Source organism: Stutzerimonas sp. C6.4V, from assembly GCF_058536345.1.
In genome coordinates, this window is the sequence record NZ_JBZUBM010000001.1 from 1,046,323 (window position 1) to 1,071,953 (window position 25,631).

The window sequence follows — 25,631 nt, forward strand, 5'->3', positions numbered from 1 at the left end:
CAGCGTTTAAACTGCGCCAGCAACGCCCCGCCACGGTGGGGCGTTTTTCATTCCATGTGTATCGCCTCGCAGGAGAACCTTGATGTCCGCCCCGCACACTCCGGTAGAACGTGCTGATTTCGACCAGGTCATTGTTCCTACTTTCGCTCCGGCCGCCTTCATTCCCGTGCGAGGCCAGGGTTCGCGAGTATGGGACCAGAGCGGACGAGAGCTGATCGACTTCACCGGTGGTATCGCCGTGAACGTGCTCGGCCATGCCCATCCGGCGCTGGTGGCTGCGCTGACCGAACAGGCCGGCAAGCTCTGGCACATCTCCAACATCTTCACCAACGAGCCGGCGTTGCGTCTGGCCAAGAAGCTCACTGCCGCGACCTTTGCCGACCGGGCCTTCTTCTGCAACTCCGGCGCTGAAGCCAACGAGGCGGCGTTCAAGCTGGCGCGCCGCTACGCCCACGATAATCACGGGCCGGAGAAGTGCGAGATCATCTCAGCCGTGAACAGCTTTCATGGCCGCACCCTGTTCACCGTCACCGTGGGTGGCCAGCCGAAGTACTCGGATGGTTTCGGGCCGAAGATCCAGGGCATCAGTCATGTGCCGTACAACGATCTGGATGCGCTCGCCGCGGCAATCTCCAACAAGACCTGTGCGGTGGTACTGGAGCCGATTCAGGGCGAAAGCGGCGTGTTGCCCGCTGACCAGGCCTATCTGGAAGGCGCCCGCAAGCTTTGCGATAGGCACGGGGCCTTGCTCATTTTCGACGAAGTCCAGACCGGCATGGGCCGCACCGGCGAACTGTATGCCTACATGAATTACGGCGTCACACCGGACATCCTCACCAATGCCAAGAGTCTCGGCGGCGGCTTCCCGATCGGGTTGATGCTGGCGACGGAAAAGGTGGCGGCGCACTTTAGTGTCGGCACCCATGGCACGACATACGGCGGAAATCCGCTGGCCTGTGCAGTGGCCGAAGCGGTGGTCGATATCGTCAACACGCCTGAGGTTTTGAATGGTGTGAAGGCTCGCCATGAACGCTTCAAAACGGGCTTGCTGGAAATCGGCCAGCGCCATGGTCTGTTCAGTCAGGTTCGCGGCATGGGCATGCTGATCGGCTGCGTGCTGAACGATGATTGGAAAGGTCGCGCCCGCGAGATCTTCGATGCGGCCGAAAAGGAAGCCTTGATGATCCTGCAGGCTGGGCCCGATGTGATCCGCCTGGCCCCGAGCCTGATCATCGAAGAGGCGGATATTGCCGAAGGTCTTGCGCGATTCGAACGAGCCGCAGCCATGCTCACCAGGGCTTGAGCCCAACCGGGGCGGTTTGCCGCCCTGTCCAGTTTATTAGGGAGATCCGACCATGAGCGACAGCCTGCAACTGATTCTGGAAGACGTAGACGGTACCCAGCTTGAAAACCTCCTGCACCCGCTTTGCGGTGATGTGGCAGGGCCGCGAGGTATGGATTCAGCAGGTTGGCAACAACCAGTTGATGATCGGCGTGGACGTCGAAGACGGTGATACCGAGTACGCCAACCTGCTGCTACGCCCGCTGGCGACCAACCTGGTGAGCCTGGAGCTGGAGATGGAACCGATGGAATCAGGCGACGGCGAACACGTCCACGGCCCTGACTGCAATCACGACAGCTGATCGCATCGAGATGCTTTCGCTGGGCGGCCTGCTGCAGATGACGATGGCCGGGCAGGTGCCTGGTGAAAGGGTTCAATACACCTCGGCACGGGCACGGTTGCAATGGCTTGCTGAAGGGGTGCTTGAGGTGACGCCAGCAGCGGGTCGGGACGGTGGGCTGGATCTGTTGCTCAGCGCCGGCGTGCACGGCTGTGAAGTCATCCCGATCCAGGTGCTTGATCGCCTTATCCAGGCCATCGTTCAGGGCGAGGTGCATCCTCGGGCACGGCTATTGCTGATGTTCTGCAACCCGCCTGCAATGCGGCAGGGTGTGCGCCGGGTGGGGCAGGATCTGAATCGCCTGTTCTGCGGCTCCCACGCGCAGGGCCCCAGCTACGAGCAGCGACGCGCTGCCGAGCTGGAGTCACTGGTGGCACGGTTCTTCGCCGATCCGCAGCGGCGGCGCTGGCACTACGATCTTCATTCGGCGATGCGTGCGTCCAGGCTGCCGCAGTTCGCAGTCTGCCCGTGGGTGGCGGGGCGGGCAGTTTCCGAGATGAGCCTGCAGCGTTTGCGGCAGGCGGCCGTGGATGCGGTCCTGATTCAGGAGAAGCCATCTTCCACGTTCTCCGCGCATACAGCGACACGCCATGCGGCTGAGGCCTTTACGGTGGAGATGGCTGAAGCGCCGGGCGGCGTCTGGCCTGAATGTCTTGCGATCTTTCTGCGTGCCGCCTGCGCGTGGAGCGAAGACAGCGAACCGCCGCCGCTGGATGATCCATCGAAACCGCTGCAGAAGTTCCGCCTCGCGCGAGAAATCATCAAGCAGAGCGACGACTTCGTGCTGCGCCTTCCGCTGGATATCGAGAATTTTTCCCGGCTGCCAAGGGGAATGTTGTTGGCAGAAGACAGGGATGGCGTTCGCTGGATTGCTGAGGAGCCGGACGGCTGCATTCTGTTCCCTCAGGCTGGTGTCGCCATCGGCGAGCGTGCGGGACTGATCGTCGTCCCGCGCGCCTAGGCCGGACGCTGTCAGACGCCGGCAGGCGGATTACGCAGCGAGTCGTTGCCTGTCACCGTTGCGGTATTTGTCGCTGCAACAGCGCTGGCCTGCAACTGGCGATCTTCCGCTTCGCTGCGCTCAAGGGGCATGCTGCGGGAGTTGCCTTCAGCCAGCTTGGCCTGCTCGGTAATGTCGGTGATTACCCGCTTGGCCTCGCAGTGGCCGGTGAATCCCCGCGCCAATGCCATTCCGCCCATGGCGAGCTGCAGCAGGCCGCTCAGGCCCCCACGCCGCAGGCCCTTGCCAAGAAAGTACAGGCCGCCTGCCACAGAGGCTGCACGCTCCCAGCCCTCTACGTTCTGTTCGCCACGCTTCAGGGATGTCCGGTTCATGATTCGTCACTCCGCAGTTGGGTGAACAAGTGACCCCAACGGCAGCAACCTGTTCCACATCGCCGGCGATCCCCACGCATGGAGGCTTCGGGTTGGCTATTCGCGCTGGGTCAGGCCGAGCACCTTGAGTACGAAGGCATATTCGAGGGCTACGTCCTTCAGCCCCTGGTATCTGCCGCTCATGCCGCCATGGCCTGCGCCCAGCTCGGTCTTGAGCAGGAGCAGGTTGTCATCCGTTTTGGTGGCGCGCAGCTTGGCGACCCACTTCGCAGCCTCCCAGTACTGAACGCGACTGTCGTTGTAGCCCGCCACGGCGAGAATCGGTGGATAGGCCTGTGCTTTCACATTCTCGTAGGGCGCGTAGGCTTTGATCCGGGCATGCACCTCGGGTTGGTTCGGATCTCCCCATTCATCGTACTCGGTGACGGTCAACGGCAGGTCGGCGTTGAGCATGGTGTTGAGCACATCGACAAAGGGCACCTCGGCAATTGCGGCGCCGAACAGCTCAGGTCGCAGGTTGAGCACGGCACCTATCAGCAGACCGCCGGCGCTGCCACCGCTGATGGCCAACTGCGGTGCGCTGGTGAAGCCGTCTGCTACGAGTTTCTCCGCGCAGGCGATGAAGTCGGAGAAGGTGTTCGGCTTGTGCTCCAGCTTGCCGGCGCGATACCAGGCTTCGCCCAGATCGCCGCCGCCCCGGACATGAGCGATGGCAAACACGAAGCCCCGATCGAGCAACGACAGCCGTGCGTGAGAAAACCAGGGGTCCAGGCTGTGGCCATAGGCACCGTAGCCATACAGGTAAAGCGGTGCAGGTCGGCCGAATGCCTCGCGTCGGCCTACCAGGCTGATGGGTATCTGGGTGCCATCCGCGGCCTTGGCCCAGATGCGTTGGCTGACATAGGCATCGGCATCGAAGTCGCCCTCGACCGGCGTTTCCTTAAGTACCCGTTGTGTGCCGTCTGCCAGACCCAATTCCCGGATCTGTGCCGGGCGGTTGAGCGCCTCATAACGCAAGCGGATCACCGGGCTGTCGAACTCCAGGCTGTTATGCACATGCAGGCTGTAGGCGGCGTCCGGCAACTGCACCCTGAAGGCTCCGCCTTGCCGAGGCCTGACCTCGATCACGGGCAGCCCCGCTTCGCGCAAGCTGAGCGTAACGGCATCGGCGTTGAGGCTGACGTCTTCGAGCATCACCTCGTCGCGGTGGGCGACCAGCTCCTTCCAGTGTTCGCGTTGCGGGGTGCTCTCCGGCGCGCTGTAGAGGGCGAAGTTCATGCCGGTCTGATTGCTGCGGATCAACCAGCTCCACTGGCCTTCGAACAGACCATGGTCCGGAAAATATTCGTGCTCATCCTCACGGGGCGCCAGGCAGAGCCAGTCTCCTTCCGGGTCGTCGGCCGAAAGGACCCAGGCTTCGCTGGTGGTCTTGCTGTTGGACAGGATCACCAATTGCCGCTCGGAGCTGGCGCGGTAGCAATGGACGAAATAGCGGCCGTCCGGGTCGTGGTAGACCTCGGTACGCTCGCTGTCACCCAGCCGATGGCGGTAGATCTTGTGCGGCCGGTGAGTGTCGTCGAGCTCGCCGAAAAACAGGGTCTGGTTGTCGTTGGCCCAGGTCATGCTCCCGTCACAATCCTCGAAGGGCAGGGCGGTCACCTCGCCGGTTGCCAGGTCCTTGACGAACAACTGATAGATTTCATCGCCCTGCGTGTCGAGGCTGTAGGCCAGTTTGCCGTGATCCTGGCTGACGCTGAATGCACCCAGCGAGAGGAAGCCACCGGCCGCCAGTTCGTTGGGGTCGAGCAGCAGTTGCTCCTGGTTTTCATCGACTGTGAACGAGCCATCTGCCGGCCGAGGGCATCGGTAATGGCGTGGATACTCGTCGCCGGCGGTGGTGCGTTGGTAGTAAAGCCAGGGGCCCCAGGGCGAAGGCAGGGACAGGTCTGTTTCGCGGATACGGTTCTTGATTTCCTGGAACAGCGTCTCACGCAGTGCCGCCTGATCTGCCAGCTGTTCTTCGAGATAGGCGTTTTCTTCCTTCAAGTAATCGAGCACTGCCGGGCTGTCACGCTCTTCCAACCACTTGTAGGGATCTTGACCGTGATCGGCTCGGGCGATAGGGGCAGGCATGCAAAACTCCAGAATCGGGCCGCTCAATGTCGCGGCTGAAGGGGGCAATAGGCGCGCAGTGTACAAGGCGCCCCGTCATTTTGTGACGGTGTCGGGGGGATGAGGGTTCATCGAGTTCAATCATCGGTGTGAATGCTGACTGATGCTGGCAAGGCCCGACTCTATCTCGTGCGGCACCGCCGCAGGGTTTGGCTAGTCTTATCGGTCTGGCGGGCGAGCACGAGCCGCGAGCGGCTTGATGGCCGATTGACAATGGGTCGCTTTTCCATGAAGGTGTGCTCACCCAAATCAAACGGGCGTATGAATCGAGCGTTTGCCACGCAAATGCCGTCAGCCCGGATTATCGTGTCGGTGGGTGTCGTTTTACCTGGATCGGTGACGGTCCTGGATCGATGACGTGCGACACGTAACGTTCAGCTTCCATACCGTGGAGATCAGTTGATGATTTACGAAGGTAAAGCCATCACGGTTAAGGCTCTTGAGAGCGGCATCGTCGAATTGAATTTCGACCTCAAGGGTGAGTCCGTCAACAAGTTCAACCGCCTCACCCTCAGCGACCTTCGCCAGGCAGTGGACGCCATCAAGTCCGACGCTTCGGTCAAGGGTGTCATCGTCAGCAGTGGCAAGGACGTGTTCATCGTCGGCGCCGACATCACCGAGTTCGTCGACAACTTCAAGCTGCCGGACGAAGAACTGGTCGCCGGTAATCTCGAAGCGAACAAGATATTCAGCGATTTCGAAGACCTGGGTGTCCCGACTGTCGCCGCCATCAACGGCATCGCCCTGGGTGGCGGTTTCGAAATGTGCCTGGCGGCTGACTACCGCGTCATGTCCTCGGCCGCCAAGGTCGGCCTGCCGGAAGTGAAGCTGGGCATCTATCCAGGCTTCGGTGGCACCGTCCGCCTGCCGCGTCTAATCGGCGTCGATAATGCCGTCGAGTGGATTGCCTCGGGTAAGGAAAACCGTGCTGAAGATGCGCTCAAGGTTCGCGCCGTAGACGCTGTGGTTGCTCCCGAGCAGCTGCAGGCCGCTGCGTTGGATCTGATCAAGCGCGCCATCTCCGGCGAGCTGGACTACAAGGCCAAGCGCCAGCCGAAGCTGGACAAGCTCAAGCTCAACGCCATCGAGCAGATGATGGCCTTCGAAACGGCCAAGGGTTTCGTCGCCGGTCAGGCGGGTCCGAACTACCCGGCGCCGGTCGAAGCGATCAAGACCATCCAGAAAGCCGCCAACTTCGGCCGCGACAGGGCCATCGAAGTGGAGGCCGCTGGCTTCGTCAAGCTCGCCAAGACCTCGGTCGCGCAGAGCCTGGTTGGTCTGTTCCTGAGCGATCAGGAGCTAAAGAAGAAGGCCAAGGCCTACGACAAGCAAGCTCGTGATGTGAAACTGGCAGCCGTTCTCGGTGCCGGCATCATGGGTGGCGGTATCGCCTATCAGTCGGCTGTCAAAGGCACGCCGATCCTGATGAAGGATATCCGCGAAGAAGGCATCCAGATGGGCCTGAACGAGGCCTCCAAGCTCCTCGGCAAGCGCGTCGAGAAGGGCCGCCTGACGCCGGCGAAGATGGCTGAAGCACTCAATGCCATCCGCCCGACCATGTCCTACGGTGACTTCGGTCACGTCGACATCGTGGTTGAAGCTGTGGTCGAGAATCCCAAGATCAAGCAGTCGGTGCTCGCCGAAGTCGAGGGCCTGGTGCGTGAGGATGCGATCATTGCTTCCAATACCTCGACCATCTCCATCAGCCTGCTGGCTCAGGCGCTCAAGCGTCCTGAGAATTTCTGCGGTATGCACTTCTTCAACCCGGTACACATGATGCCGCTGGTGGAAGTGATCCGCGGCGAGAAGACCAGCGAAACCGCCATCGCCACCACCGTTGCCTATGCCAAGAAAATGGGCAAGAGCCCGGTCGTGGTCAACGACTGCCCGGGCTTCCTGGTCAACCGCGTGTTGTTCCCCTACTTCGGCGGCTTCGCCCGTCTGGTCAGCGCTGGCGTGGACTTCGTGCGCGTCGACAAGGTCATGGAAAAATTCGGCTGGCCCATGGGGCCTGCGTACCTGATGGACGTGGTTGGCATGGACACCGGCCATCACGGTCGTGACGTCATGGCTGAAGGCTTTCCGGATCGCATGAAGGACGATCGCCGCACAGCGGTAGACGCCCTGTATGACGCCAATCGCCTGGGCCAGAAGAACGGCAAGGGTTTCTACAGCTACGAGATGGACAAGAAGGGCAAGCCTGCCAAGGTGGTTGACCCGAGCGTCCAGGAAATACTGGCGCCTGTCGTCTATGAGCAGCGCGAAGTCACTGATGAGGACATCATCAACTTCATGATGATTCCGCTGTGCCTGGAAACCGTCCGCTGCCTGGAAGACAAGATCGTTGAAACCGCTGCCGAGGCCGATATGGGCCTGATCTACGGCATCGGCTTCCCGCCCTTCCGTGGTGGTGCACTGCGTTACATCGATTCGATCGGTGTTGCCGAGTTCGTGGCCCTGGCCGACAAGTACGCCGACCTGGGCCCGCTGTACCACCCGACTGCGAAGCTGCGTGAGATGGCTGCCAACGGCCAGCGCTTCTACGGCTAAAAGGGCTTTGAAAGCGTAGCGAGCGAAGGCAAGGCGAGGCGAAGTCGGTCGAAAAAGCGGAGTTTACGAGTAGTAAATGAGCATTTTGAGGCTGACTTCAACGACGCCCTGCCTAGCGCAGTAGCTTTCAAGGCGCTTTTCTAATGAGGAATAGAGAGAATGAGCCTTAATCCGAGAGACGTCGTCATTGTCGACTTCGGCCGTACCCCGATGGGTCGTTCCAAGGGCGGCATGCACCGCAACACCCGCGCCGAGACCATGTCCGCGCACCTGATCGATGGCTTGTTGGCACGCAACCCCAAGATCGACCCGGCCGAAGTCGAGGACGTGATCTGGGGCTGCGTCAACCAGACCCTGGAACAGGGCTGGAACATCGCCCGTATGGCTTCGTTGCTGACCCGTATCCCGCACACCAGCGCCGCACAGACGGTTAGCCGCTTGTGTGGTTCGTCCATGAGCGCTTTGCACACCGCCGCTCAGGCAATCATGACCGGCAACGGTGATGTCTTCGTCGTCGGTGGCGTCGAGCACATGGGCCACGTCGGCATGATGCATGGCGTCGACCCGAACCCGCAGTTGTCGCTGTACGCCGCCAAGGCCTCCGGCATGATGGGCCTGACCGCCGAAATGCTGGGCAAGATGCATGGCATCACCCGTGAGCAGCAGGATGCCTTCGGTGAGCGTTCGCATCGGCTGGCCCACAAGGCTACGGTCGACGGGATGTTCAAGGATGAGATCATCCCGATGGAGGGTTACGACGAGAACGGCTTCCTCAAGGTCTTCGACTACGATGAAACCATTCGTCCGGAAACCACCCAGGAAAGCCTGGCGGCGCTGAAGCCGGCATTCAACCCGAAGGGTGGCACAGTGACAGCTGGTACTTCTTCGCAGATCACCGATGGCGCTTCGTGCATGATCGTCATGTCGGCGCAGCGGGCTCAGGATCTGGGTATTCAGCCGATGGCTGTGATCCGCTCCATGGCGCTTGCCGGTGTCGATCCGGCAATCATGGGTTATGGTCCGGTGCCGGCCACTCAGAAGGCGCTCAAACGCGCAGGTCTGACGATGGACGACATCGACTTTGTCGAGCTCAACGAAGCTTTCGCCGCTCAGGCTCTGCCGGTGCTGAAGGACCTGAAGCTGCTCGACAAGATGGAGCAGAAGGTCAACCTGCACGGTGGCGCCATTGCCCTGGGCCATCCGTTCGGTTGCTCGGGGGCACGCATTTCCGGCACTCTGTTGAACGTGATGAAGCAGAACGGCGGTACGCTTGGCGTGGCTACGATGTGTATCGGCCTGGGTCAGGGTATCACCACGGTGTTCGAACGCGTCTAAGCTGTTCGAGGACAGGGAACCGGGGCCATGTGCCCCGGTTTTCATTTTTATGCCGGGTGGGCTTATCGGAGGTTGGAATGCAGGTTGTGCCAGGGCGGTATCGTCACTACAAGGGGCCTGAGTACCGGGTATATGCGGTTGCCCTACATTCCGAAACGGAAGAGCCGATGGTCTTCTATCAGGCGTTATACGGAGATTTTGGTCTCTGGGTGCGACCGCTTTCGATGTTCACCGAAACGGTCGAAGTCGACGGCGAAACGCTTTGCCGTTTTGCCTTGATCGAGGCCGAAACCAGCCGTTTTTAAGGGTGTCCTGCGCTAGGTGGCTTAACCCTCGCGCTTGACCTCGGCTCCATCGCCACTATATATAGCGGTGCTTTTCGGACAGAGTGAAAGCGACTCCACTCGGTTTCGGACGAAAAACGACCCACCGGGCAGCCAGCTGCCAACGGATTTAGCAGTGGGCATGAAGGTTTTCGGAGTGTTGATTCATTCCCGTAGCAGCTCTGGAATACGCTGCTTCGCTTCCCTGGCAGCCGGACATCGCCTATGGCAACCGGACATGCCGATCAGTTTATTCTCAGTTCACCTCTCGATTCAGGAACTCTCCTCTCCATGGGTAAATCGCTGGTCATCGTGGAATCACCGGCCAAGGCCAAGACAATCAACAAGTATTTGGGCAACCAGTACGTGGTGAAGTCGAGTATCGGCCACATCCGCGACCTTCCCACCAGCGGCTCTGCCAACAAGGAGCCGGTCAAGCGCGGCAAGGCCGCAGCGGCCGAAGCCCCGGCGCTTTCGCCGAAGGAGAAAGCCAAGCGTCAGCTGTTCACGCGGATGGGTATCGATCCCGAGCACGGCTGGAAAGCGAAGTACGAGATCCTGCCTGGTAAGGAAAAGGTGATCGATGAGCTTCGTCGCCTGGCTAAGGAAGCCGACACCATCTATCTCGCGACCGACTTGGATAGAGAAGGGGAGGCCATCGCCTGGCACCTGCGCGAGTCCATCGGGGGCGACGACAGTCGTTACAAGCGCGTTGTGTTTAACGAGATCACCAAGAAGGCGATCCAGGAGGCATTCTCCAAGCCCGGCGACCTAGACATCAATCGCGTCAACGCACAGCAGGCGCGGCGCTTCCTCGATCGCGTGGTGGGCTACATGGTTTCGCCCTTGCTTTGGTCGAAAATCGCTCGCGGCCTTTCTGCCGGCCGGGTGCAGTCGGTTGCGGTAAAGCTGGTGGTCGAGCGCGAGCGGGAGATTCGCGCGTTTGTCCCGGAAGAGTATTGGGAGGTGCATGCCGACCTCGCCACAGCGGAAAGCGCAAAGGTGCGATTCGAGGTTTCACGGGAGAACGGCGAGGCCTTCAAGCCGCTGAATGAAGCTCACGCCATGGCTGCGCTGGAGCAACTCAAGGGCGCCAGCTATAGCGTCACCAAACGCGAGGACAAGCCAACCTCGAGCAAGCCGTCGGCTCCGTTCATTACCTCGACCCTGCAGCAGGCAGCCAGCAACCGGCTCGGTTTTGGCGTCAAGAAGACCATGATGATGGCCCAGCGGCTCTACGAGGCGGGTTACATCACCTACATGCGTACCGACTCGACCAATCTGTCGGCCGATGCCCTGAGCATGGTGCGCGGATTCATCGAAGGCGAATTCGGCAACAGGTATCTGCCGGAGAAGCCGAATTCTTACTCGAGCAAAGAAGGTGCTCAGGAAGCGCACGAGGCGATTCGCCCGTCGGATGTGAACCTGCGCCCGACCCAGCTCTCCGGCATGGAGCGCGATGCGGAGCGCCTTTATGACCTGATCTGGCGCCAGTTCGTGGCCTGTCAGATGCCGCCGGCCCAGTATCTATCCACCAGCGTGACGGTCACCGCTGGCAACTTCGAGCTGCGGGCAAAGGGCCGCATCCTCAAGTTCGACGGTTATACCAAGGTCATGCCGCAACAGAGCAAGAGCGGCGAAGACGACGTGTTGCCTGAGATGAACAAGGGCGACGGGATGAAGCTGATCAAGCTCGACCCCAGCCAGCACTTCACCAAGCCGCCGGCACGCTATTCCGAAGCGAGCCTGGTCAAGGAAATGGAAAAGCGCGGTATCGGTCGTCCGTCTACCTATGCAGCGATCATCTCGACCATTCAGGACCGTGGCTACGTGTCGTTGCACAACCGTCGGTTCTATTCCGAGAAGATGGGCGACATCGTTACCGAGCGCCTCTCGGAGAGCTTCAACAACCTGATGGACTACGGCTTTACCGCCGGAATGGAAGAAAACCTCGACGATGTCGCCCAGGGCGAGCGTGAGTGGAAGCACGTGCTCGACGAGTTCTACGGTGACTTCCGCAAGAAACTCGAGATTGCCGAGTCCAGCGAGGCCGGCATGCGCGCCAATCAGCCGACCCTCACGGACATTCCGTGCAAGGTCTGTGGCCGCCCGATGATGATCCGTACCGCATCGACGGGTGTGTTTCTCGGATGCTCTGGTTACAGCCTGCCGCCCAAGGAGCGCTGCAAGTCGACGGTCAATCTCGTTCCTGGAGACGAGATCGCCGCCGATGACGAGGGTGAGTCCGAATCCCGCGTGCTGCTTGGCAAGCATCGCTGCCCCATTTGCAGCACGGCCATGGATGCTTATCTGCTCGACGAAACGCACAAGCTGCATATCTGCGGCAACAATCCCGACTGCACCGGCTACGAAATCGAAGAAGGGCAGTACCGCATCAAGGGCTACGAGGGTCCGAGCCTGGAATGTGACAAGTGCGGTAGCGAGATGCAGCTCAAGACCGGTCGCTTCGGCAAGTTCTTTGGTTGCACCAACGCCGAATGCAAGAACACTCGCAAGCTGCTCCGTAGTGGCGAGGCGGCGCCGCCTAAGATGGATGCTGTCAAGATGCCGGAGCTCAAGTGTGAAAAGGTGGACGATACCTACGTCCTGCGCGACGGCGCTTCTGGCCTTTTCCTGGCGGCCAGCCAGTTTCCGAAAAATCGCGAGACGCGTGCACCACTGGTCTCGGAGCTGATTCCGCACAAGGACGAAATCGACCCGAAGTACCATTTCCTGCTTGATGCGCCCAAAAAGGATCCGGAGGGCCGTCCGGCCGTGATCCGCTTCAGTCGCAAGACCAAGGAGCAATACGTGCAGACCGAGGTGAACGGTAAGCCAACCGGCTGGAAGGCGTTCTTCGATGGCGCCAAGTGGAAGGTGGAAGACAAGAGCACAAAATAGAGCCAAGCCGAAAGAAACGCTGGGGGCAGGAGAGTGTTCGCATTGAGTTCTTGCCCTGGCTGGCGTCGACAGGCGGGTTGCGTTTCCCGGGCCCGCCGCCATACTTTTCCAGCTTCCAGCTTCCAGCTTCCAGCTTCCAGCTTCCAGCTTCCAGCTTCCAGCTTCCAGCTTCCAGCTTCCAGCTTCCAGCTTCCAGCTTCCAGCTTACGAGACAGACGCCATGGCCAAAGAGCTCTACACCCGCACCAATCAGAAGATCTATTTCGCCGGGCTCTCGCTGGAGAACTGGCGCAAGGCTGAGGAAAAGGGATCGGTGAATGCGCCGGGAATGATTCAGGCCGAGCGCGAGGCGAGTCTTTTTCATTTGTACGGCGCACTGCTCGGGCTTTGCCACGAAATTGCCGGCTACTATCGCCTGGCCAACGCAAACGCACCGCGGGTGGAGCTGTTGCTGTTCCGCTCGCCCGGAGAGCCTACGCCAAGCCCGGAACTAAGCGAGCTGATCGAGCTGGCTGGCCATTCCGAGACCTGGGTTGCGCAGCTGATCTCCGCCTATGACGCCTTGTTCCAGCCGCCCCGCGCACCGGCCAAACCGAAAACCGATCCCACCATGCCGTTGATCGAAGCGATTTCCGTTGCGGAGGAGGTGCTACCGTTGGGTCGCGCCGATATCGAGTCCTGGCGGCAACAGCTCAAGGAGCTTGCGCTACGTTTCCGCGAATCCCTGTCCGAGTGGTAGGCGTCGGCTACGGCTTTGTTGTCCATCTAGTCTGCTAACGGGCAGTTCGAGGGGCGCGCTTGAAGCATAGGACCAGCGCAATGCCGCCCAAAATAGCGAGCCCGGCGAGCAGTAGGCGAGGAGTCAGGGCTTCACCCAGCAGCAGGCTTCCAGCCAGTGCTGTCAGCAAGGGAACGCTCAGCTGGACGCTGGCCGCCTGCACAGCGGCAAGGCCAGGCAATGCTGCGTACCAGATCGCATATCCGACGCCTGACGTCAGTGCCCCGGACAACAACGCGAAGGTAACACCGGCTGCATCCCATTGAAGCCAGGAAAATGCCAGCACTGCCAGCAGCGCTGCCAAGGGGACGGCGCGCATGAAGTTGCCAGCCGTTGCGGCCAGCGAGTCCGGCGCACCGCGGCCCAGTAGCGAATAAGCCCCCCACGCAACGCCTGATATCACCATTAGCAGTGACGCCGAAACCGCCGGAGTGCTGGCGCCCGGAAGAAGCAGTGCGAGCAGGCCAGCGGCCGCCAGGCCCAGGCCGGCGATCTGAAACCAGTGGAACCGCTCGCCGTGCCAGAGACCCCAGGCGATCATGCTCAATTGCACGGCCCCGAACAGCAACAAGGCGCCGGCGCCGGCATCGATGTGCAGGTAGGCATACGAAAAGGCGGTGGCGTAGACAAACAAGGCAATGGCACCAGCCCAGGATCCGCCTGTTACCGATGACACGTTACGCAGCTTGATCAGGAACCAAAGCACCGTTGCGCCCGAAAGGATACGAAGGGCGGTAAAGCTGGCGGGATCAATCTCGCTGTCTCGCAGCGCTGCACGACAAAGGAGCGAATTCCCCGCAAAGGCGAGCATCGCCAATACGGTCAGTGCAACGGTTTTGATGCTCATCCTGCAAACCCCAACGGCGAACCCCTGTTGCAGGCCCCAGGTTGGGGCTGCCCGGGCCCATCCTACGTTCAGCCGGGCCATAGCGCACCCACCTCACAGTGGGAGCCATCGAACCACCGTCGGCCAGGATGCCTTCCGCGGCCCTTGAGGTGCCCACCGGCCAGCGCGCTGTTACAATGCGCCCCTTTCAAGGGGAGCAGACCATGCCAACATCTTTTCTGGAAATCGTCGAGCTACCCGACGGCAGCATCGTGCTGCGTCGTGCCGAAGACGAAGAGGTTCTTGCAACGCTGGATTTTTCCGACGATGCCAAAGTCTTCTTGCAAGGGCAGCATGTAGAGATTGCTAAAGCGATGTTCAGTGTCGGCGTGCAAATGGCAGGCCGGGTATCAGAAGGGGAATTCGAGCAGGAAGAGAGACCGCACGTGTTGCATTGAGCAATGCTTGCCGGTCGTTGCGACTGGCACAGTCTAGGCACGTCCATGTGCCGTTAGCTGTAGCGTATTACTTTCTCATTCGAATATTCAGACTCTGCGTGTTGCCTTGGCTAGCCGCTTTACGCAGCTTCAACTGGGCAGGCCGATCCAGTCGATCGAACCAGGTAATCACCGTATGGCTGCAGCCCGACATCAGCGCCTTGCAGGCCAGGTCCAGCGTGTCGTGAATACCGCGGCCCTGTAGCAGCAGGATGCGATCACGGTTGAGCCCCGACTCCCGAAGCCAGTTGAGCGACAGCGCCGCAGGCGGGGCGATCAGCGTAAGCCAGCGGATGTCGGCAGCCTCGCTGAGGTCGCGCAATACCGGCGCTAGCAGCTGCCTGCATTGAACCTTATCGCCAGTTAACGACATTTCGCTCAGGCCGCCTTCATTCGGTACTGGGTCAGCGCACCTGGCAGGGCCGAACGGCGCTGGTTGGTGCGCGACCAACCCTTCGAATAAAGATAATTGCGGTGGTTTGCCTGCAAGGGGTTGGAGTTGATACTGCATATTCTCTCCTAGCGGCGAATGACGCCGACACTCAAGCCTTCAATAACCAGCTCCTGATGCTCCAGATCCACTTCGATGGGCGCGAATTCTGAGTTTTCCGCAAGCAACCAGACCTTGTCGCCTTCGCGCTTGAAGCGTTTTACCGTCACCTCGTCGTCGATCCTGGCTACAACAATCTGCCCGTTGCGTGCTTCACGTGTCGTGTGAACGGCAAGCAGGTCACCATCCAAAATGCCGATATCCTTCATGCTCATACCACGCACGCGCAGGAGGTAATCGGCTTTTGGTTGAAAGAAGGAAGGGTTGATCTGGCAGGACTCTTCCACATGCTGCTGTGCCAGAATCGGCGCGCCTGCCGCTACGCGGCCGATCACGGGCAACCCGTTATCCTCGGTAGCTGGCTCGAAGCCCGGAATGCGGATCCCGCGCGAAGCGCCAGGAGTCATTTCAATGGCACCTTTGCGAGCCAGTGCCTTGAGGTGCTCCTCGGCGGCGTTGGGAGATTTGAAACCCAGCTCCTGAGCGATTTCCGCGCGGGTAGGCGGGTACCCGTTGTCTTCCAGGCAGCGCTTGATGAAGGCCAGGATTTCCGACTGGCGAGGGGTCAGCTTGGTCATGGAAGGTCTCTGTTCTTATATACAGTGACTGGGATTATATACAGTGCCGGTTCCTTGGCAATCGTTGATTTGTTGAGCCGGGCGCCCGCTTGATGCAAGCTTCGCCTGCTAGCAAGCAGGCAGCGACGATGTATTCGCTGTTGACTTGGCTAAGAGTGAAACGTAAGTTTCAAACGGGTGTTTGGCAGGGGAGAAGGCATGGCGCAGTCTGAGACAGTAGAGCGGATCCTGGATGCGGCTGAACAGCTGTTCGCCGAGAAGGGCTTCGCCGAGACTTCGCTTCGCCTGATCACCAGCAAGGCCGGAGTCAACCTGGCGGCGGTGAACTATCATTTCGGCTCGAAGAAGGCCCTAATCCAGGCGGTGTTTTCCCGGTTCCTAGGGCCGTTCTGCGTCAGCCTGGAACGTGAACTCGACAGGCGCGAGGCGCTGTCGGACAAGAAGGACACGCTGGAAGAGCTACTGGAAATCCTTGTCGAGCAGGCGCTGGCAGTGAAACCGCGCAGCGGTGATGACCTGTCGATCTTCATGCGGCTGCTGGGGCTCTCGTTCAGCCAGAGTCAGGGCCACCTGCGACGCTATCTCGAAGACATGTACGGCAAGGTGTTCCGCCGCTACATGATGCGTGTCCATGAGGCCGCCCCATCGATTCCTCCCATTGAGCTGTTCTGGCGCGTGCACTTCATGCTCGGCGCAGCGGCATTCAGCATGTCCGGCATCAAGGCGCTGCGTGCCATTGCCGAGAACGACTTCGGTGCCAAAACCTCCATCGAGCAGGTCATGCGGATGATGGTTCCGTTCCTTGCGGCCGGCATGCGCGCCGATTCAGGCGTTGCCGACAGCCACCTGGCCCAGGCGCATCCCATCGCTCGTCGCAATGCGTTGGCCATGCCTGCCAAGGGTTGAGCTACACGCCTGCAGAGCGATCGGCTAAGCTAGCTGCCCATGTCTGATCTTGATCTGCTGCATATTTCCATTGCCGACCAGTTGCTCTTTGGCTTTTCCAAGGGTGCGCTGTGTATCAGGCTGCCCGTATCGACCGCTCGCAACGGAGCGGGTGAACAAAATGGGTCCGGCTGCACCCCACGTGGCCGGCATCTGGTGCGCGCGCGTATCGGTGACGGCCTGCCCTTGGGGGCCGTGCTTCGCGGTCGTCGCTGGACGGGCGAGGTGTGGAACACTGCCCTGCAGGAGGAGTTTCCCGACCGCGACTGGATTCTGACCCGCATTCTCTGGCTGAGCGGCTGCGAGCCAGGCCGCAACCGCATGGGTGCGGTAGACACCTTTCGACGATACATCTATCTGCATGGCACTCCCGATACCGAACCCATGGGCGTGCCCCTTTCCCATGGTTGCATCAGGCTGCGCAATGCCGACCTTCTGGATCTTTTTCCGCGAGTGCCGGTCGGCTGCGCGGTGCAGATCGACGAAGCCGGCTGCCCCGGCTGGGCGGGCATGGCGCTTAACTAAAGGAACATCTTATTAGCATGCAAGGCTCGTTGATGCTGGACATAGCCGGTACCTGGCTGACCGCCGAAGACCGGCAACTGTTGCGCCAGCCGGAGGTGGGCGGACTGATTCTGTTCGCTCGCAACATCGAAAATCCGCGTCAGGTGTCGGACCTTTGCGGAGCGATACGCGCGCTGAGGCCTGATCTTCTGCTGGCGGTGGATCAGGAGGGCGGTCGCGTTCAACGATTGCGTCGTGACTTCGTTCGCTTGCCGGCGATGCGGGAGTTTGCCTCGCGCGCCGATGCCGAGGGCCTTGCCGAAACCTGTGGCTGGGTGATGGCGACCGAGGTGTTGGCGGTGGGCCTTGATTTCAGCTTTGCGCCAGTACTGGATCTGGATCATCAGCGGAGCGCGGTGGTTGGCACCCGCGCATTCGAGGGCGACCCGCAGCGTGCCACCATGTTGGCAAGCGCCTTTATCAAGGGCATGCACCGTGCTGGAATGGCCGCGACGGGCAAGCACTTCCCGGGTCACGGCTGGGCCGAGGCAGACTCGCATGTGGCAATCCCGGTGGATGAACGCAGCCTGGAGATGCTCCGGGTGCAGGATCTGGTGCCTTTCCAGCGCCTGGCAGGACAACTGGACGCGGTGATGCCAGCCCATGTGATCTATCCGCAGGTAGACGAACAGCCTGCCGGGTTTTCAAAACGCTGGCTCCAGGATGTTCTGCGTGAGGAGTCTGGGCTTCGGCGGCGTGATCTTCAGTGACGATCTGTCGATGGCTGGTGCGCACGTCGCCGGCGATGCCGCAAGCCGGATCGAGGCGGCGTTGGCTGCTGGTTGCGACATGGGGCTTGTCTGTAACGATCGGGCGGCTGCAGAGCTGGCGCTTTCGGCCTTGCAGCGTCTTGGAGCAAGGCCCGCTCCAGCCCTGTCGAAGATGCGCCGGAGGGTGATCGGTTCACTCGAATACAAGCAGGACCCCCGCTGGCTGGCATCGATCGCCAGCCTTAAAGCTGCCGAACTGATTGTTTGACCGAGGAATACAGATGACTGTCCACGCTATCGTCGGCGGTACCGGTCTTACCGAGCTGCCGGGCCTCCTGTTGCGCGAAGCCGTTGCGATCGATACGCCGTACGGTCCGCCATCGGCCAACATCCTGCGTGGTGACTATGCCGGTCGAGAGGTGTTGTTCCTCGCGCGGCATGGCCACCCGCACCGTATTCCACCGCACCAGGTGAATTACCGGGCCAATCTCTGGGCGCTGAGAGAAGCTGGAGCGCAGGCGGTCATTGCAGTCAATGCTGTCGGTGGCATTCATCCGGCGATGGGTGCAGGTCATCTGTGCGTGCCGCATCAGCTTATTGATTACACCTACGGGCGCGAACACACCTTTTTCGAAGGCGATATCGAGCATGTGACCCATATCGACTTCAGTTTTCCCTACGACGAGGCGCTTCGTCAGCGCCTGATCGATGGGCTTGCCGCTGAAGGCTATCTTTTCAGCAGCCACGGTGTGTACGGATGTACGCAAGGGCCGAGATTGGAAACCGCTGCCGAGATAGCAAGAATGGAGCGTGACGGCTGCGATATCGTCGGTATGACCGGCATGCCGGAGGCGGTCCTTGCCCGTGAGCTGGCGCTACCTTATGCCTGCCTCGCGCTGGTGGTGAACCCGGCTGCAGGCAAGGCGCAAGGAGTCATCACCATGGCCGAAATCGAACTGGCATTGGCGGAGGGTATCTCCAAGACTCGCGCTGTGCTGGCTCGGGCGCTGGCATAGCGGAAAGGAATGCCATTGTTTTCGGCCGGGCATGCCATCCCATGCCATGCCGGCGGATGCTTGCTGACATGGCTTCGGCCGGTAGCAAAGACGTAGCAAGGTTGCGCTAATTTCCTCGATCCAACCCATTGCAGCCGATTCGCCGCTTGCTACACTTGGCCGTCCTCTGGAGTACCGCAATGCTTTGCCACGCACCCATAAGAAGAATATCGAGAGCAGTGGTTTTGCTGGGGCTGTTGTCAGGCCTGGCGGGTTGTTCGACCTGGTTCAGTGCCGATTTTCAGGACCCGCGTGTTCAGCTCACCAAGGTCGAGATCATCAAGGCCCGTCTGCTCGAACAGCAATTTCTGCTGCGGTTTCGCGTCGACAATCCCAATCAGCAGAGCCTGCCGGTGCGCGGGTTGATCTACACCGTGCATCTCAACGATATCGAGCTGGCCAGTGGCGAGTCCAGCGGATGGCTGACTGTCCCGGGCGGAAGTTTCGAGTATTACGAGGTGCCGGTGCATACCAACCTCTGGCGGCACATGAAGTACATCGTGCGCCTGCTTGAGAAGCCTGACCGCCCAATTGCCTATCGGCTGGATGGTCAGTTGAAAACGGGCCTGATGGCGGGGCGAAGCGTGCACATCTCCACCAATGGCGAGATAATCCCCGGCAACTTTATTCCGGAGTAGCGACACCGATGAATCAGGAAACTCACGTACACGGTCCCGATTGCAATCATGACCATGATCATGGCCACGAACATCATGTCCATGGGCCGCATTGCAACCACGGCCACGACCCAATCCGCAACCCGTTGAAGGATGTCGGTCGTAACGATCCCTGCCCTTGCGGCAGCCAGAAGAAATTCAAGAAGTGCCACGGAGCCTGATGCGCTCATGACCACTGCCTCTCTCGTGTTGCTAGTCGTCGGGCTGCTATTGGTTGCCGCGCTGGCCGCTTATGCCTTGCATCTGTGGCGCAAGGTCTGGCGCAGGGAGCGGCAGGTTGCCGAGTTGCAGGCGCAGCAACACGCCGCGCTCGCCGGAGATATCAGGGTGCTGGCCGGCAGTTTGCTGACCGAACAGGTGCCGCTCATCGAGGGCGCCATCCGCATCAAGGTGCTGCTCGACAACTATGACTCGAATCTCGGGCAGGACCCACGCTGCCAGGTTTTCCAGGTGCTCTACGAAGCGACTGAGCAGGTGCCGACCCATGCCGCCTGGAAGGCGCTGGACAAGAACGAGCGGCGCCGCCACGAAGCGAATTTCAGCGCACTCGAATTGCAGCACAAGGCCGAAGCCCGCCGGTCTGCCCGCTGGTTGCTCGATGAAGGGCTGCCGAGCGATCACAAAGCCGCCTGAGCGCCGCACCCTTTTAACCTCACTGTCTGACCATGAATTCCCGTGTCGCCATCCCGGCGAAGGAGCCGTTGATGCCTCTGCGCCTGTCCTCAATGCTGCTACGACTTACCCTGGGCGCCGCGCTGGTTGCTGGCGGTCTCAGCGGTTGCGAGGCCTATCTGGACAACCGCTACAGCTATAGCCTTCCGCCTGCGCACGGCGTGCAACCTATCACCGGGCTCGACAAAAGCGTGAGCATCCGGCGCAACTCCCTGGGCATGCCCCTGATCGAGACGGCGACGTTCCATGATGCGCTGTTTGGGCTGGGTTATGTCCACGCCACGGATCGCCTGAGCCAGATGATCAGCTTGCGTCTGATGGCGCAAGGGCGCCTGGCGGAGATGGCCGGGCCTGGCGTATTGGAGATCGATCGTTTCATGCGTGCGGTGAATCTGCGCAAAAGCGCGGAGGTGCTCTACCGCGAGAGTTCGCCGCGCATGCAACGGTTCTTCGATGTCTATGCGCGGGGGGTCAACGCCTATCTGTTCCGGCATCGCGACAAGCTGCCCATGGACCTCGCTGCGGCGGGTTACGTGCCTGAGTACTGGAAGCCCGAGGATTCGGTGCTGGTGTTCTGCCTATTGAACTTTGGCCTGGCGGTCAACCTGCAGGAAGAGATCGCTTCGCTGGCCATGGCGCAAAAGGTCGGCAGCGACAGGCTGGCCTGGTTGCTGCCAACCTATCCCGATGAGTCTCTGCCGTTCGACGAGGCGGAGAAGCTCAAGGGGCTCGAGCTGACCGGCGACATCGCCGGACTGGACGCGCTGGGAAATGTGGCCGGGCAGATCGCTGCATTGAACATGCTTGGCGTGGCCGCTTCGAATAACTGGGCCATCTCAGGCAGCCATACGCGAAGCGGCAAGCCGCTGATGGCCAACGACACCCATCTGCCCCTGGCGATGCCGTCGTACTGGAATTTCGTCCAGATCCGCGCCCCTAGTTTCGAGGCGGCGGGCGTCAGCATTGCGGGTGTCCCTGCCGTCGTGGCGGGCTTCAACGGCAAGCTGGGGTGGGGCATGACCATGGTCATGGGCGACACCCAGGATCTCTTTATCGAGCAGGTACGTCGCGAAGGCGAGCGCTTGCTGTATCTCGCCGAGGGCAAATGGGTCGAGGCGGTCGAGCGCCATGAGACTTTTTTCATCAAGGGGGAACGGCCGATCCGTGAAACCCTGTATGAAACCCGCAACGGGCCCCTGCTCAACAGCGTACTTGGCGAGCGCAAGCACCCGCTGCAGCCATTGCAGCTGAGCAGCGGTTATGGGTTGGCGCTGAAGACCACGCAGCTGGAAGCGGATCGGACCCTGGACGCGTTTTTCGATCTGTCGCGCGCAAAGTCGGTCGATGAGGGCTTCGAAGCGACGCGCGAAATCCGGGCGGCGGCGCTCAATATCGTGTTTGCCGATGCGCAGGGGATTGGCTGGCAGGTTACCGGCCGGTATCCCAATCGGCGCGAAGGGCTTGGCCTGGTACCTTCGCCCGGCTGGGACGGGCGCTATGCCTGGGACGGTTATGCTGATCCCATGCTGCATCCCTATGACCAAGACCCGGCCCAGGGCTGGCTGGCAACCGCCAACCATCGCACCGTACCCAAAGGGTATGGCATGCAGCTATCCAACTCCTGGCATTACCCGGAACGGGCAGAGCGGATCGCCCAGCTTCTGGGACAAGGCAGCCACGACACCCAGAGCGCGAAGGCGATGCAGTACGACCAGACCACCGGGTTTGCCGCCAAGCTAGGGGCGATGCTGCAGGCGCCTGGGATGGACCAGGCGCTCGACGCCGCCATAGAGGCGCTTGCCGAGCCCGCACGAGGCAAGGCGCGCTGGACCCTGTCTCGTCTGATCGGCTTCGATGGCAAATTGTCTGCGGACTCGGCGGATGCTGCGTTGTACGAGGCTTTTCTGTCGGAGTCGGCGCGACAGATCTTTCTCGATGAGTTGGGTCCCGACACCAGCACTGCCTGGAAGGCGCTGGTGGAAACCGCCAATATCTCGTATTCGGCGCAGGCCGATCATTTGCTGGGCCGGGACGACAGCCCCTACTGGAACGACATCAGCACAGCGCAGGCCGAAGACAAGCCCGCGATCCTGGCCCGCACGCTGGTGGCAGCGGTTGATCGCCTGGAGGCGGAGCAAGGTCCGGATCGCAGTGCGTGGCGTTGGGGCAAGGCTCATACCTACAGCTGGCGCAGTGGCGCGACGCAGCTCGCCCCCTATATGCCCGCCGGCCAGCGCAGCAAGATCAACGCAGTCAGCGGCTACCTCGATCGCGGCCCTGTCGCAGCGGGAGGCGACCACAGCACCCTTAACGTCTCGGCTTACCCATGGGGGGATGGCTTCGATACCTGGCTCGTTCCCGCCATGAGGATCATTGTGGATTTCGGTCTTGATGAACCAATGATCGGGCTCAACAGCTCCGGGCAATCGGGTAACCCGGCAAGCCCGCACTATGCCGACGGCATCGAGGCCTGGTTGAGCGGAAAGTACATGAGCTTTCCGTTCAAGGCAGAAAACCTGGACAAGGTCTATGGCACCCAGCGGCTGCTGCTGACTCCGGCGAGCCACTAGCAATACCGGCAGCAGCAGTACGGCAAAGTATCTTTCGGCGTCAGGAGTTCTGGCGCCAGTCGAAATCCAGCTGCCTGGCCGTGGCCGCGGCGAGCTCAAGTCCTGCGATTCGCTGAACCAGGTGCAGGCTCATATCGATTCCCGCCGAAATCCCGGCTGAGGTCACGTAGCGGCCGGCGTCTACCCAGCGGCAGCCCTCAACTACCTTCAGCAGCGGAAACATTGCCTTGAGTTCGGTAATGTCTTCCCAGTGCGTGGTCGCTTTATGCGCATAAAGCACGTTGGCCTTTGCCAGGAGAAAGGCGCCGGTACAAACCGCAGCGGTAAGCCCGGCCTGGGCGGACGTTTTCTCGATCCAGCGTATGACCTCCGGGTTTTCCAGTTCCGCGTTTACCACGCCGCCGGGAACGATCAGCAGGTCGATGGCGGGATGATTGGCAAAATTGTAGTTGGGTTGCACCACCAAGCCGCCTCTGGCCCGGACCAGCCCCTTGCGCGCCGCGATGGTGAAAGTGGAGAAGGGCGGCGGCATATCTCCGCCCACGGCCAGTCGCGTTGCGGTGCTGAACACCTGGTAGGGGCCGGTGAAGTCGAGTATCTCGACCTCTGGGTAAAGATAGATGCCGACTGAGGTAGGCATGGAATCACCGTGCTTTATCGTGGGCGTCGGCACAGCCCGCCGGAGGGGCAGCGCTGTAACGCTTGCCATCGCCAAGGCTAGTCCGCTGCGCGCAACACTTCCAGGACACAAATGATCTGCGGGTTTGGGTAGTGCCAGCGTACCTCGACATCCCAGAAGCGAGTGCCATAACGACGTTCCGCTGTCGGGTTCTGGTAGGCCGGTCGCGGATCCTGCGCCAGGCATTGCTCGATCAGCTCCACCAGCGGCTCGCCCAGTCGCAGGCCCTGCGCGCGCGCCTGGCTCAGGCTGGCCTCAGTCCAGCGGACCCGGATCAGCGGAGGGGAATCACTGGCCAGGTCGTTTCGGGCCTCAATAACGGCGTCGGCGTAGGGAACGTAGGGTTTGATATCCAGCACCGGGGTGCCGTCCAGTAAGTCGATGCCGCTCAGATGAAGTCGTCCGGGTTCTATCCCGTCGAGCCTGACGACTGACTGACCTATCCCGTTTGGACGGTGCGTTGCGCGCGTAGCGAATACGCCTACCATCCGGTTGCCGCCCAGACGCGGCGGCCGTACCCGCAAGCGCGGCTCGGCTTCGAGCGCCTGATGAAACAGGAACAGCAGCCAGACATGGCTGACCTGCTCAAGGCCTTCCAGAGCTTGAGGCTGGTCGAAGGGTGGGATCAGCTCAAGCACACCGCGCGCCGCGGGGGCCAGTTGCGGCTGGCGCGGGATGGCGAACTTTTCCTTGAAACAGGAGCGGACGAAGCCGATGGGCGAGACTGAATAAGACATGTGCTGGCTGTCGGGAGTTAAGGCCGCCATCTTACTGTGACTTCACCAGGATAAAGGCGCCCCGCTCATGCGGGGCGTTTTATCGATCGACCTGCATCAGAGCGTTTCTGCCCAGAGGTCATATTCATCGGCATTGGTGACCCGGACCCGTACCTTGTCGCCCGGCTGCAGCGGGCGATCGCTGTCGACATACACCATGCCGTCAATCTCCGGGGCATCAGCATAGGAGCGGCCGATCGCGCCATCCTCGTCCACCTCATCGATCAGCACTTCGATTTCCTGACCGATCTTGCGCTCCAGGCGGGCGGCGCTGATGGCCTGCTGGTGGGCCATGAAGCGATCCCAGCGATCCTGCTTGACCTCGTCAGGCACGGGCTCCAGGTCCATTGCTTCGGCTGGGGCACCCTCGACGGGCGAGTATTGGAAGCAGCCCACGCGGTCCAGTTGGGCTTCGGTGAGCCAATCGAGCAGGTACTGGAAGTCGTCCTCGGTCTCGCCCGGGAAGCCGACGATGAAGGTCGAGCGGATGGTCAGCTGCGGGCAGATTTCGCGCCACTTCTTGATGCGGGCCAGCGTCTTGTCTTCGAAAGCCGGGCGCTTCATGGCCTTGAGGACTTTCGGGCTGGCGTGCTGGAAGGGGATGTCCAGGTAAGGAAGCAGCTTGCCCTCGGCCATCAGTGGAATGACGTCATCCACATTCGGGTAGGGATAGACGTAGTGCAGGCGCACCCACACCCCCATGCTCGACAGCGCCTGGCAGAGCTCCAGCATGCGCGTCTTGACTGGCTGACCGTTCCAGAAATCGGTCTTGTACTTCATGTCGACGCCGTAGGCGCTGGTGTCCTGGGAAATCACCAGGATCTCCTTTACGCCGGCCTTGACCAGACGCTCGGCCTCGCTGAGCACGTCGCCCACCGGCCGGCTGACCAACTTGCCACGCATGGACGGGATGATGCAGAAGCTGCAGGTGTGGTTGCAGCCCTCGGATATCTTCAGATAGGCGTAGTGACGGGGAGTCAGCTTGATGCCCTGCGGTGGCACCAAATCGACGAAGGGGTCGTGGTCGATATTTGGCGGCACGACTTCATGCACAGCGTTGACCACCTGCTCGTACTGTTGAGGGCCGGTGACCGCCAATACGCTGGGATGCACGTTGCGGATGCTGTCCTCGGCGACGCCCATGCATCCGGTAACAATGACCTTGCCGTTTTCGGCGATTGCTTCACCGATGGCATCCAGCGATTCGGCCTTGGCGCTGTCGATGAACCCGCAGGTATTGACCACTACCACGTCGGCGTCCTGATAGGTCGGCACTATCTGGTAGCCCTCCATGCGCAGCTGGGTCAGGATGCGTTCGGAGTCCACCGTCGCCTTGGGGCAGCCCAGTGATACGAATCCGACTGTCGGCGCTTTGCTCATCGAGTTAAACCTCAGGACACCATGCGTAAAAGGCGCCGGAGTATACAGCTATTTGCTGCTGTTCGGACCTGTCTC

23 protein-coding genes and 2 pseudogenes are annotated in these 25,631 nt (G+C 60.9%); 17 read left to right on the forward strand and 8 right to left on the reverse strand.

Going from position 1 to position 25,631, the window contains the following annotated elements:
• Nucleotides 1-82: 82 nt before the first annotated feature.
• The 3 genes and pseudogenes from AC4LFW_RS05085 to AC4LFW_RS05095 all read left to right on the forward strand — a co-directional run bounded on the left by AC4LFW_RS05085 (nucleotide 83) and on the right by AC4LFW_RS05095 (nucleotide 2,644).
• On the forward strand, nucleotides 83-1,303 hold the full coding sequence (locus AC4LFW_RS05085; protein ID WP_491818121.1) for an aspartate aminotransferase family protein: 1,221 nt from the start codon (nucleotides 83-85) through the stop codon (nucleotides 1,301-1,303).
• A gap of 52 nt (nucleotides 1,304-1,355) precedes the next feature.
• A pseudogene (locus AC4LFW_RS05090) lies at nucleotides 1,356-1,644 on the forward strand (topoisomerase II).
• 10 nt (nucleotides 1,645-1,654) lie between these two features.
• Nucleotides 1,655-2,644 carry a succinylglutamate desuccinylase gene (locus AC4LFW_RS05095; protein ID WP_491818122.1) on the forward strand — a complete coding sequence of 330 codons (990 nt, stop codon included), beginning with the start codon at nucleotides 1,655-1,657 and terminating at the stop codon, nucleotides 2,642-2,644.
• Between the two features lie 11 nt (nucleotides 2,645-2,655).
• Here AC4LFW_RS05095 and AC4LFW_RS05100 read toward each other — a convergent pair whose 3' ends face one another.
• Together AC4LFW_RS05100 and AC4LFW_RS05105 are read right to left on the reverse strand one after the other, a co-directional pair.
• The gene (locus AC4LFW_RS05100; protein ID WP_491818123.1) at nucleotides 2,656-3,018 is read right to left on the reverse strand and encodes a YgaP family membrane protein; all 363 of its coding nucleotides are present in this window, start codon (nucleotides 3,016-3,018) and stop codon (nucleotides 2,656-2,658) included.
• 96 nt (nucleotides 3,019-3,114) lie between these two features.
• The gene (locus AC4LFW_RS05105; protein WP_491818124.1) at nucleotides 3,115-5,151 is read right to left on the reverse strand and encodes a S9 family peptidase; all 2,037 of its coding nucleotides are present in this window, start codon (nucleotides 5,149-5,151) and stop codon (nucleotides 3,115-3,117) included.
• Between the two features lie 441 nt (nucleotides 5,152-5,592).
• Between AC4LFW_RS05105 and fadB the strand changes: the two genes are divergently transcribed.
• The 5 genes from fadB (at nucleotide 5,593) to AC4LFW_RS05130 (ending at nucleotide 13,038) form a co-directional block, all read left to right on the forward strand.
• Complete coding sequence (fadB, locus tag AC4LFW_RS05110) at nucleotides 5,593-7,740, forward strand: fatty acid oxidation complex subunit alpha FadB (protein ID WP_491818125.1); 2,148 nt, start codon at nucleotides 5,593-5,595, stop codon at nucleotides 7,738-7,740.
• A gap of 159 nt (nucleotides 7,741-7,899) precedes the next feature.
• A complete protein-coding gene (fadA, locus tag AC4LFW_RS05115) occupies nucleotides 7,900-9,075 on the forward strand; it encodes an acetyl-CoA C-acyltransferase FadA (RefSeq protein WP_491818126.1) in 1,176 nt (391 codons plus the stop codon).
• 77 nt (nucleotides 9,076-9,152) lie between these two features.
• Entirely contained in the window at nucleotides 9,153-9,380 is a 228-nt protein-coding gene (locus AC4LFW_RS05120; RefSeq protein WP_491818127.1) for a DUF1653 domain-containing protein, read from the forward strand.
• A 309-nt stretch (nucleotides 9,381-9,689) separates the two neighbouring features.
• Nucleotides 9,690-12,299 carry a type I DNA topoisomerase gene (topA, locus tag AC4LFW_RS05125; protein ID WP_491818128.1) on the forward strand — a complete coding sequence of 870 codons (2,610 nt, stop codon included), beginning with the start codon at nucleotides 9,690-9,692 and terminating at the stop codon, nucleotides 12,297-12,299.
• Between the two features lie 220 nt (nucleotides 12,300-12,519).
• Entirely contained in the window at nucleotides 12,520-13,038 is a 519-nt protein-coding gene (locus AC4LFW_RS05130; protein WP_491818129.1) for a DUF6586 family protein, read from the forward strand.
• A 34-nt stretch (nucleotides 13,039-13,072) separates the two neighbouring features.
• On the opposite strand, the gene AC4LFW_RS05135 is transcribed toward AC4LFW_RS05130, so the two are convergent.
• The gene (locus AC4LFW_RS05135) at nucleotides 13,073-13,924 is read right to left on the reverse strand and encodes an EamA family transporter (protein WP_491818130.1); all 852 of its coding nucleotides are present in this window, start codon (nucleotides 13,922-13,924) and stop codon (nucleotides 13,073-13,075) included.
• Nucleotides 13,925-14,127: 203 nt separating this feature from the next.
• Between AC4LFW_RS05135 and AC4LFW_RS05140 the strand changes: the two genes are divergently transcribed.
• Entirely contained in the window at nucleotides 14,128-14,361 is a 234-nt protein-coding gene (locus AC4LFW_RS05140; RefSeq protein WP_491818131.1) for a hypothetical protein, read from the forward strand.
• A gap of 67 nt (nucleotides 14,362-14,428) precedes the next feature.
• Here AC4LFW_RS05140 and sulA read toward each other — a convergent pair whose 3' ends face one another.
• Nucleotides 14,429-14,911: an SOS-induced cell division inhibitor SulA gene (gene sulA, locus AC4LFW_RS05145; protein ID WP_491818132.1), complete on the reverse strand. Its 483-nt coding sequence runs from the start codon at nucleotides 14,909-14,911 to the stop codon at nucleotides 14,429-14,431.
• A gap of 8 nt (nucleotides 14,912-14,919) precedes the next feature.
• Nucleotides 14,920-15,528 (reverse strand): transcriptional repressor LexA, encoded by a 609-nt coding sequence (gene lexA / locus AC4LFW_RS05150; RefSeq protein WP_491818133.1) that lies wholly within the window; start codon nucleotides 15,526-15,528, stop codon nucleotides 14,920-14,922.
• 198 nt (nucleotides 15,529-15,726) lie between these two features.
• Between lexA and AC4LFW_RS05155 the strand changes: the two genes are divergently transcribed.
• From AC4LFW_RS05155 to AC4LFW_RS05190, 8 genes and pseudogenes are all read left to right on the forward strand, one after another.
• On the forward strand, nucleotides 15,727-16,434 hold the full coding sequence (locus AC4LFW_RS05155) for a TetR/AcrR family transcriptional regulator (protein ID WP_491818134.1): 708 nt from the start codon (nucleotides 15,727-15,729) through the stop codon (nucleotides 16,432-16,434).
• A 39-nt stretch (nucleotides 16,435-16,473) separates the two neighbouring features.
• Nucleotides 16,474-16,998 (forward strand): L,D-transpeptidase family protein, encoded by a 525-nt coding sequence (locus AC4LFW_RS05160; RefSeq protein WP_491818135.1) that lies wholly within the window; start codon nucleotides 16,474-16,476, stop codon nucleotides 16,996-16,998.
• A gap of 17 nt (nucleotides 16,999-17,015) precedes the next feature.
• Nucleotides 17,016-18,015 (forward strand): annotated as a pseudogene (gene nagZ / locus AC4LFW_RS05165) (beta-N-acetylhexosaminidase).
• 13 nt (nucleotides 18,016-18,028) lie between these two features.
• Complete coding sequence (locus AC4LFW_RS05170; protein WP_491818136.1) at nucleotides 18,029-18,763, forward strand: S-methyl-5'-thioinosine phosphorylase; 735 nt, start codon at nucleotides 18,029-18,031, stop codon at nucleotides 18,761-18,763.
• 179 nt (nucleotides 18,764-18,942) lie between these two features.
• Nucleotides 18,943-19,440, forward strand: coding sequence for an LEA/WHy family protein (locus AC4LFW_RS05175; protein WP_491818137.1), 498 nt, complete (start codon nucleotides 18,943-18,945; stop codon nucleotides 19,438-19,440).
• A gap of 8 nt (nucleotides 19,441-19,448) precedes the next feature.
• Nucleotides 19,449-19,640 (forward strand): SEC-C metal-binding domain-containing protein, encoded by a 192-nt coding sequence (locus tag AC4LFW_RS05180; protein ID WP_491818138.1) that lies wholly within the window; start codon nucleotides 19,449-19,451, stop codon nucleotides 19,638-19,640.
• A gap of 7 nt (nucleotides 19,641-19,647) precedes the next feature.
• Nucleotides 19,648-20,112, forward strand: coding sequence for a DUF2489 domain-containing protein (locus AC4LFW_RS05185; protein ID WP_491818139.1), 465 nt, complete (start codon nucleotides 19,648-19,650; stop codon nucleotides 20,110-20,112).
• Between the two features lie 71 nt (nucleotides 20,113-20,183).
• Entirely contained in the window at nucleotides 20,184-22,721 is a 2,538-nt protein-coding gene (locus tag AC4LFW_RS05190) for a penicillin acylase family protein (RefSeq protein WP_491818140.1), read from the forward strand.
• 40 nt (nucleotides 22,722-22,761) lie between these two features.
• Here AC4LFW_RS05190 and AC4LFW_RS05195 read toward each other — a convergent pair whose 3' ends face one another.
• The 3 genes from AC4LFW_RS05195 to rimO form a co-directional block, all read right to left on the reverse strand.
• Nucleotides 22,762-23,361, reverse strand: coding sequence for a DJ-1/PfpI family protein (locus tag AC4LFW_RS05195; protein ID WP_491818141.1), 600 nt, complete (start codon nucleotides 23,359-23,361; stop codon nucleotides 22,762-22,764).
• 77 nt (nucleotides 23,362-23,438) lie between these two features.
• A complete protein-coding gene (tsaA, locus tag AC4LFW_RS05200) occupies nucleotides 23,439-24,137 on the reverse strand; it encodes a tRNA (N6-threonylcarbamoyladenosine(37)-N6)-methyltransferase TrmO (RefSeq protein WP_491818142.1) in 699 nt (232 codons plus the stop codon).
• Nucleotides 24,138-24,233: 96 nt separating this feature from the next.
• Complete coding sequence (rimO, locus tag AC4LFW_RS05205) at nucleotides 24,234-25,556, reverse strand: 30S ribosomal protein S12 methylthiotransferase RimO (RefSeq protein WP_491818143.1); 1,323 nt, start codon at nucleotides 25,554-25,556, stop codon at nucleotides 24,234-24,236.
• Between the last annotated feature and the right edge of the window lie 75 nt (nucleotides 25,557-25,631).

Coding starts and splice junctions, on each gene's coding strand:
- AC4LFW_RS05160 (WP_491818135.1), top strand. CDS start 16,474: ATGTCTGATCTTGATCTGCTGCATATTTCCATTGCCGACCAGTTGCTC.
- sulA (WP_491818132.1), bottom strand. CDS start 14,911: ATGCAGTATCAACTCCAACCCCTTGCAGGCAAACCACCGCAATTATCT.
- AC4LFW_RS05100 (WP_491818123.1), bottom strand. CDS start 3,018: ATGAACCGGACATCCCTGAAGCGTGGCGAACAGAACGTAGAGGGCTGG.
- AC4LFW_RS05155 (WP_491818134.1), top strand. CDS start 15,727: ATGGCGCAGTCTGAGACAGTAGAGCGGATCCTGGATGCGGCTGAACAG.
- AC4LFW_RS05195 (WP_491818141.1), bottom strand. CDS start 23,361: ATGCCTACCTCAGTCGGCATCTATCTTTACCCAGAGGTCGAGATACTC.
- fadA (WP_491818126.1), top strand. CDS start 7,900: ATGAGCCTTAATCCGAGAGACGTCGTCATTGTCGACTTCGGCCGTACC.
- AC4LFW_RS05135 (WP_491818130.1), bottom strand. CDS start 13,924: ATGAGCATCAAAACCGTTGCACTGACCGTATTGGCGATGCTCGCCTTT.
- AC4LFW_RS05130 (WP_491818129.1), top strand. CDS start 12,520: ATGGCCAAAGAGCTCTACACCCGCACCAATCAGAAGATCTATTTCGCC.
- AC4LFW_RS05105 (WP_491818124.1), bottom strand. CDS start 5,151: ATGCCTGCCCCTATCGCCCGAGCCGATCACGGTCAAGATCCCTACAAG.
- rimO (WP_491818143.1), bottom strand. CDS start 25,556: ATGAGCAAAGCGCCGACAGTCGGATTCGTATCACTGGGCTGCCCCAAG.
- AC4LFW_RS05140 (WP_491818131.1), top strand. CDS start 14,128: ATGCCAACATCTTTTCTGGAAATCGTCGAGCTACCCGACGGCAGCATC.
- AC4LFW_RS05170 (WP_491818136.1), top strand. CDS start 18,029: ATGACTGTCCACGCTATCGTCGGCGGTACCGGTCTTACCGAGCTGCCG.
- AC4LFW_RS05120 (WP_491818127.1), top strand. CDS start 9,153: ATGCAGGTTGTGCCAGGGCGGTATCGTCACTACAAGGGGCCTGAGTAC.
- AC4LFW_RS05175 (WP_491818137.1), top strand. CDS start 18,943: ATGCTTTGCCACGCACCCATAAGAAGAATATCGAGAGCAGTGGTTTTG.
- AC4LFW_RS05095 (WP_491818122.1), top strand. CDS start 1,655: ATGCTTTCGCTGGGCGGCCTGCTGCAGATGACGATGGCCGGGCAGGTG.
- AC4LFW_RS05185 (WP_491818139.1), top strand. CDS start 19,648: ATGACCACTGCCTCTCTCGTGTTGCTAGTCGTCGGGCTGCTATTGGTT.
- fadB (WP_491818125.1), top strand. CDS start 5,593: ATGATTTACGAAGGTAAAGCCATCACGGTTAAGGCTCTTGAGAGCGGC.
- AC4LFW_RS05085 (WP_491818121.1), top strand. CDS start 83: ATGTCCGCCCCGCACACTCCGGTAGAACGTGCTGATTTCGACCAGGTC.
- lexA (WP_491818133.1), bottom strand. CDS start 15,528: ATGACCAAGCTGACCCCTCGCCAGTCGGAAATCCTGGCCTTCATCAAG.
- tsaA (WP_491818142.1), bottom strand. CDS start 24,137: ATGTCTTATTCAGTCTCGCCCATCGGCTTCGTCCGCTCCTGTTTCAAG.
- topA (WP_491818128.1), top strand. CDS start 9,690: ATGGGTAAATCGCTGGTCATCGTGGAATCACCGGCCAAGGCCAAGACA.
- AC4LFW_RS05190 (WP_491818140.1), top strand. CDS start 20,184: ATGCCTCTGCGCCTGTCCTCAATGCTGCTACGACTTACCCTGGGCGCC.
- AC4LFW_RS05180 (WP_491818138.1), top strand. CDS start 19,449: ATGAATCAGGAAACTCACGTACACGGTCCCGATTGCAATCATGACCAT.